The sequence below is a fragment of the Mycobacterium sp. TH-M82 genome (assembly GCF_057473605.1).
The window spans coordinates 1-6,771 of sequence record NZ_JBYCKY010000316.1; the positions used below are offsets into that span (position 1 = coordinate 1).

At 67.6% G+C, this 6,771-nt stretch carries 7 protein-coding genes and 2 pseudogenes; 1 reads left to right on the forward strand and 8 read right to left on the reverse strand.

Going from position 1 to position 6,771, the window contains the following annotated elements; all coding sequences use genetic code 11:
- The 6 genes and pseudogenes from era to AC2VON_RS09945 all read right to left on the reverse strand — a co-directional run.
- A partial coding sequence (gene era, locus AC2VON_RS09920) for a GTPase Era (RefSeq protein WP_486952800.1) occupies positions 1-804 on the reverse strand: 804 nt, incomplete at its 3' end.
- Positions 805-813: 9 nt separating this feature from the next.
- Positions 814-1,134 (reverse strand): hypothetical protein, encoded by a 321-nt coding sequence (locus tag AC2VON_RS09925; RefSeq protein ID WP_047315093.1) that lies wholly within the window; start codon positions 1,132-1,134, stop codon positions 814-816.
- Positions 1,127-2,434, reverse strand: coding sequence for a hemolysin family protein (locus tag AC2VON_RS09930; protein ID WP_486952801.1), 1,308 nt, complete (start codon positions 2,432-2,434; stop codon positions 1,127-1,129). Before AC2VON_RS09930 ends, AC2VON_RS09925 begins: the two co-directional genes overlap by 8 nt.
- A complete protein-coding gene (gene ybeY, locus AC2VON_RS09935) occupies positions 2,431-2,970 on the reverse strand; it encodes an rRNA maturation RNase YbeY (protein ID WP_486952802.1) in 540 nt (179 codons plus the stop codon). The genes AC2VON_RS09930 and ybeY overlap by 4 nt, the downstream gene beginning before the upstream one ends.
- Positions 2,967-3,299, reverse strand: a pseudogene (locus AC2VON_RS09940) (PhoH family protein); the annotation flags it as partial. The gene ybeY and the pseudogene AC2VON_RS09940, both read right to left, overlap by 4 nt.
- An 870-nt stretch (positions 3,300-4,169) precedes the next feature.
- A pseudogene (locus AC2VON_RS09945) lies at positions 4,170-4,871 on the reverse strand (PhoH family protein); the annotation flags it as partial.
- Between the two features lie 174 nt (positions 4,872-5,045).
- Here AC2VON_RS09945 and AC2VON_RS09950 point away from each other — a divergent pair.
- Positions 5,046-5,189, forward strand: coding sequence for a hypothetical protein (locus AC2VON_RS09950; RefSeq protein ID WP_486952803.1), 144 nt, complete (start codon positions 5,046-5,048; stop codon positions 5,187-5,189).
- Between the two features lie 43 nt (positions 5,190-5,232).
- Here AC2VON_RS09950 and AC2VON_RS09955 read toward each other — a convergent pair whose 3' ends face one another.
- Complete coding sequence (locus AC2VON_RS09955; protein ID WP_486952804.1) at positions 5,233-5,988, reverse strand: 16S rRNA (uracil(1498)-N(3))-methyltransferase; 756 nt, start codon at positions 5,986-5,988, stop codon at positions 5,233-5,235.
- 10 nt (positions 5,989-5,998) lie between these two features.
- On the reverse strand, positions 5,999-6,771 hold a 773-nt coding region (locus AC2VON_RS09960; protein WP_486952805.1), incomplete at its 5' end, for a DnaJ C-terminal domain-containing protein.

Sequence of the window (6,771 nt, forward strand, 5' to 3'; positions counted from 1 at the left end):
GATCTGGCCGCGGGCCGCGGTACCCACCTCCCGTAACCGGGCACCGCCCTTGCCGATGACGATTCCCTTCTGACTTGGCCGCTCGACATAAAGCACAGCGTGCACGTCAATCAGGTCGTCACGGCCCACCCGCGGGCTGACCTCGTCGATCACCACCGCCAGCGAATGTGGCAGCTCGTCGTGCACTCCTTCCAGCGCGGCCTCGCGGATCAGCTCTGCCATCAGAAGCTCTTCCGGCTCGTCGGTCAGTTCACCGTTGGGGTAATACGCCGGGCCCGACGGCAATGCCGCGGCCAGCACGTCGATCAGCACGTCGACCTGTTCACCCGTCACCGCCGACACCGGAACGATCTCGGCTGCGTCGGTAACGAGGTCGCTGACGGCGACCAGTTGTGCGGGCAGCCGGTCCTTGGGCACTTTGTCGAGCTTGGTGACGATAACGACGAGCGTCGTTTTCGGGGCGACCGACCGGATCTGGTCGACAATCCAGCGATCTCCTGGACCGATTGCCTCGTCAGCCGGGATGCACAGTCCGATGACGTCCACCTCGGTATAGGTGTCGCGCACCAAGTCGTTGAGCCGCTTACCCAGCAACGTGCGCGGCCGGTGCAGGCCGGGAGTGTCCACCAGAACGATCTGGAAGTTGTCCTCCCTGTGCACGATCCCTCGAATGGTGTGCCGGGTAGTCTGCGGCTTCATCGACGTGATCGCTACCTTGGCGCCGACCAGCGCGTTGGTGAGCGTCGACTTGCCGGTATTCGGCCGGCCGATCAAACATACAAAGCCCGAACGGAATTCAGCCATGATGAGCCGTCATAATGGGTTCCCGGCTCCATCAGTCAGGATTACCACTGCTGTTGGGGCCAGTTCACGGACCGCGGCGATACCCGGATCATCCACGGACCCGGCCACCAGCACGGCAGCCTCCAACCCGCTCGCCCCGCTGGACGCGGCGGCGGCGACCGCCGCCTGCAGGCCGGTCAGCTCGAGCGTTGACAAGGTCACCGGCGCAGCGGCATACGTGCGGCCGTCGACGTCACGGACCGCGGCACCGCTGCCGGCTTCAGCGCGCGCCATCGCAGCCCGCGCCAGGGCCACCAACTTGGCATCCTCAGCGTCCAGCGGCTCAGCCATGTCGACCGCCGCTGGCACCTTCGGAACCGTCGGAGTCGGCTGGGCTCAGCAGCACGGTGCCAATCCGCACCCGCCCCCGAAGATCCGGGCCGCCCTCAGCGTGCAGTCGCAAGCCATGCGATACCACTTCGGCGCCAGGCAGCGGGACCCGGCCCAGTTCCAGAGCCAGCAGGCCGCCCACCGTGTCGACGTCGAGATCGTCGTCGAATTCCATGCCGTACAGCTCACCAACGTCTTCGATCGGCAGTCGCGCCGAAACCCGGAAACGTTTGTCGCCCAAGTCTTCTACCGGAGCTGTCTCAGCGTGATCATATTCGTCGGCGATCTCGCCGACGATTTCTTCCAGCACGTCTTCGATACTGACCAAGCCGGCTATCGCGCCGTACTCGTCGACCAACAGCGCCATATGGTTGCGGTCACGCTGCATTTCACGCAGCAACGTATCCAACGGCTTGGAGTCCGGAACAAACACCGCCGGACGCATCACCTGCGCCACGGTGGTGGCACGGCCGCGATCAGGCGAGAAGAACGTATACTGCACAAGGTCTTTCAGGTACACCACCCCAACGATGTCGTCGACATTCTCGCCGATCACCGGAATACGTGAGTGGCCGCTCCGGACGGCCAGGGTTGTCGCTTGAGCGGCTGACTTGTCACTTTCGATCCAGATCATCTCGGTGCGCGGCACCATCACCTCGCGGGCCGCGGTGTCGCCGAGTTTGAAGACGGATTCGATCATCCGCCGCTCGTCGGCGGCGACCACACCGCGCTGTTGGGCCATATCGACCACCTCGCGCAGTTCGATCTCGGATGCGAACGGCCCGTTGCGGAAGCCGCGTCCAGGGGTCAGTGCGCTACCCAGCACCACCAGCAGCCGGCTCACCGGAGTGAGAAGCACCGAAATCACCTGCAGCGGAAGGGCGGCCACCGATGCGATGGGATAGGCGTTCTGCCGGCCCAGAGTGCGCGGCCCCACCCCGATGACAACGAAGCTGACCACCACCATGGTCACAGTGGCCACGAACAGGCCCCAGTCCAGACCGAGCGCCACGTGCAGCAGAAACACCAGTAGCGCGGTCGCGGTGATCTCACAGGCGGTCCGCAGCAGCACGACCAGGTTGATGTAGCGGGCCGGCTCGGCCATCAGCTTGGCCAGCCATGTCGCACCGGGGCGTCGCTCGCGGACCATCTCCTCGACCCGGGCCGGCGACACCGTGCTGATCGCCGCGTCGGTCGCCGCGAACAAACCGCCGAACACGATCAGCGCGATCACACTGGACAGCAGCGCCGTTCCGCTCACGGTTCGTCGAAATACCTTGACTTGTCCAGCAGCCGGCGATCCCTCTCGGCCTGGGTTTCCTGGTGATAGGCCGACACCTGGTCGGCAACCCACTCCGCGAGCAGCCGGTCTTGCAGCGCGAGCATCTCTTTTTCTTCGTCGGGTTCGGCGTGATCGTAGCCCAGCAGGTGCAGCACGCCGTGCACAGTGAGCAGCGCCAGCTCGTGGCCCAGCGAATGGCCGGCGGATTCGGCCTGCCTGGCTGCGAACTCCGGACACAGCACGACATCGCCGAGCACGGCCGGACTGGGCTCGGGGGCGTCCGGGCGTCCACCCGGCTCCAGCTCGTCCATGGGGAAGCTCATCACGTCGGTGGGCCCGGGCAGATCCATCCAGCGCATGTGCAGGTCGGCCATCGCCGCGGTGTCCAGCAGCAGCATCGACAGCTCCGCGGCCGGGTTGACATTCATCTTGTCCAGCACGAACCGGGCGACACTGACCAGCTCGACTTCGGAGACGTCGAGACCCGACTCGTTGGCTACCTCGATGCTGGTCATCGGCGGCCGCGGGTGGCCCGGTTCTTTCCCAGACCGGGTTGTGAGTGCTTCGCGTCGTGTCTGGCGTAGGCATCGACGATCTCCGAAACCAGCCGGTGGCGCACCACGTCGACGCTGGCCAGCTCGGCGACGTGGATGTCGCCGATGCCGTCGAGGATGTCCACGGCGGCCCGCAGGCCCGACCTGGCGCCGCCGGGCAGGTCGACCTGGGTGATGTCGCCGGTGACCACCACCTTGGAACCGAAACCCAGCCGGGTCAAAAACATCTTCATCTGCTCGGCAGTGGTGTTCTGCGCCTCGTCGAGGATGATGAAAGCGTTGTTGAGGGTGTTGTGGGTCAGCAGGAAATCCTCGGTGACATACAGCGAGTCTGGGGCTGCAACCCGAATGCAGACGGTCTCCTCGGTGCCTGCCGGCTCGATACGGTCGATGAAACGCACCGGCTTGCCCCCGCCGGCCGCGTTGTACTTCGCGGCCTTGCGGGCCGCCCGGAACGGGATGACGCCTTCGGGGAGCCGGATGTCGAGGACGTGTGCGTTCGATCGGTGACGCACCGCTCGACCACGCGCCTGGCCTGGCTTGCGTCCTTCCGCATGCCTGGTGCGCTGGTCGACGACACCGCCGAGCGAACGGACCAGGAACACCACGCCGTCACGCAGCTGATCGGAGACGGTTGTGAACTGGATGCGGCAGGTCCGGCCCCGCTGGGTTATCGGACCGTCGTCAGAGTCGAGCAGGCCCTGCAGGACAGCCAGCCGCACCTCTGGCGCATTGAACAGGTAGCCCTCGGGGACGAATGTGGCGGCCGTTCCATCCCCCAACAGCAGACCCAGTTCGTACGGGTCGAGCGGCACCGGCCGCGCGGCGAAATTCACCGGTGCGCTGAGCAGTGGCAGCTCGTAACGGTGATCGTGCCATGCGCGGAGATTGCCGATCATCTCCTTGGTCTGCAACACCCGCGGCGGCTTGTTGCGGTACCGATCATGGCGGGTGTACACCGTCCAGAGGTGATCACCGGATGCGAGCGTCGAGGAACCCTCCTGGGTATGGACTCGGTAGATCTCCTTGAAACCCTGTGGGTAGACGCCCAGAACCTCGGTTGGTTGTCCATCCGAGCCGACGACCGAATCCCCGACTCGAAGCGCGCCGATGGGCCGAAAGCCGCTGGGAGTCAGGACCTTGGTGAATATCGGCTGCGCCCGGCCGCGCATATAGCCCAGCGGCGCGACTTCGATGACCCCCGATGCCATCAGCTTCGAAATCAGCTCCGGGTCCATCATGTCGTAGAGCGCGTCGTAGAGCGGGCGCAGGTACGGGTCGATCTTCTCACTCAGCGTTCCCGGCAAAAACCCAAGGCGCTCACCGGCTTCCACCGCCGGACGGGTCATGATGATGCGGGTGACCTGCTTACTCTGCAGCGCGTTGACCGCTTTGGCCATCGCCAGATACGTCTTTCCGGTGCCGGCTGGGCCGATGCCGAACACGATGGTGTTGGCGTCGATGGCATCGACGTAGCGTTTCTGGTTGAGCGTCTTGGGCCGAATCGTCTTGCCGCGCCGGGACAAGATGCCCAGGGTGAAGACCTCGGCCGGCGACTCGTTGCCGGCACCGACCAGCATCGCCACGCTGTGACGCACCGCCTCCGGTGTCAGCGCCTGCCCGCCGGCCGCGATCGCGATCAACTCGGAGAGCACCCGCTCGGCGAGCGCGACGTCGGCGGGTTCACCGGACAGGGTGACTTCGTTGCCGCGCACGTGCAGGTCGGCGGCCAGGACGCGTTCGAGTGCGCGCAGGTTCTCGTCGGCGGAACCCAGCAGACCCACGACCACATCGGGTGGAATTTCGATGCTGCTGCGGACCCGCGGGGTGGAGTCGGCAGCGTTGGTCTCGCGGGTCGTCACGTGGTGTCTGAGGCCTGCTTTCTGCGGTCTGAGCGAGGCTTAGGGGAACCAGTCTACCGCTGGCCGCGGGCCTCGGGAGCGATGCGCCGATTGCCCGGGGCCGCACAGGCTAGCAGTCGCCGAGGCGGCGCGCCTGGTTGCCGAGCGCTCGACAGAGTTGAATCGCCACCTGGCTTGACCGAATTTTTAGACCACGGCGACATGCTCACCGCCGGGGCGATGGCCGTCGGTGACTTGCTCGAAGTCGGCGACTGCGGGCTGCTCGAGACGTCGCGCAACGCGGCGAACTCGCGGTCGAGGAAATCGCCGGCACGTTGACGTCGTTTGGGGCCGATCGCGGCGGCCCCGCCGCCCACTGATGTCACCGTCCGTCCTCGGCCCAGCGCGGGGTCAACACCCCCAGTGCGCCCAGCGCGACCGCGGCCGCCGTCGAGGTTCGCAACGCCGTCGGCCCCAACCGCACCGCCACAGCTCCGGCGCCGGTCAACGCGGAGACCTCGTCGTCGGTGATGCCACCCTCCGGGCCGACCACCAGCGCCAGCGACGGCACCCGGGCCAGCGCCATACGGGCAAGCCCCACCGTCGCCGATTCGTGCAGCGCCAGCACCACCGCGCCCGCGCCAACCTGCTCACCCACCCACGACACCAGTGCGGCGGTGGACAGCACACCGGAAACCGGCGGTACATAAGCACGCCGGGACTGCCCGGCCGCCGCGCGGGCGATCGCCCGCCACCGCCGCAGCCCGTTGTCGACCCGCGACCCCTCCCAGCGTGCCACGCAGCGGGCCGCCTGCCAGGCGACGAACCTGTCGGCCCCGGCCTCGGTGGCCAGCTCGATCGCCAGCTCGGAACGGTCGGACTTGGGCAGTGCCTGCACCACCGTCACCGCGGGTGCGGCCGGCGCCACGTTCCAGCGGTCCAGCACCCGGGCGATCAGCCCCGTGCGACCGGCCTCCTCCACCCGGCAGCGGGCCAGCCCGCCGGCTCCGTCGCCAAGCATCAGCTGCTCGCCGGGGCGGATGCGGCGCACCGCGGCGGCGTGGAATCCCTCGTCACCGTCGACGACGGCCAGCGCCCCGCCATCGGGCAGCTCGTCGACGTAGAACAGGCCCGGCACCGGTTCCGGCTCAACGCCCGGTGAAGGTTTCCCGCAGCCGGCTGAACAACCCGCCGCCGCCATCGCCGCGGGTCGAGCGGACCTCGGGTTCGTCGTGCGGGCGGTGGTTTTTCAGTTCGCGCAGCAACTCGGTGTCGCGGCTGTCCAGCCGGTCGGGCACCACCACCTCGACGTGGGCGTGCAGGTTGCCGCGCACCCCGGACCGCAGGTGCGGCATGCCGTGGCCCCGCAGCGTGATGGTGGCCCCGGGTTGGGTGCCGGACGCAATGGCGATCTCGGTGGGCCCGTCCAGAATCGCGTCCACGGTCACCGCGCCGCCCAGCGCCGCGTCGACCATCGGAACCGAGACGGTGCAGTGCAGGTCGTCGTTGTCGCGGACGAAGATGTCATGGGGCTGCTCGTGGACCTCGACGTAGAGGTCGCCGGCCGGCCCGCCACCGGGCCCCACCTCGCCCTGCGCGGCCAGCCGGACCCGCATGCCGTCGCCGACACCGGCCGGGATCTTCACACTGATCTCGCGGCGGGACCGCACCCGGCCGTCGCCACCGCAGTGCGAGCACGGATCCAGGATCACCTCACCGACACCACGGCAGGTCGGGCACGGCCGCGACGTCATCACCTGACCGAGCAACGAACGCTGCACGCTTTGCACCTCGCCGCGGCCACCGCAGGTGTCGCAGGTGGTCGGCTTGGTGTCGCCGTTGGTGCCCCGCCCCTGGCAGCGGTCGCACAGCACCGCGGTGTCGACGGTGACCTGCTTGGTCACCCCGGTGGCGCACTCGG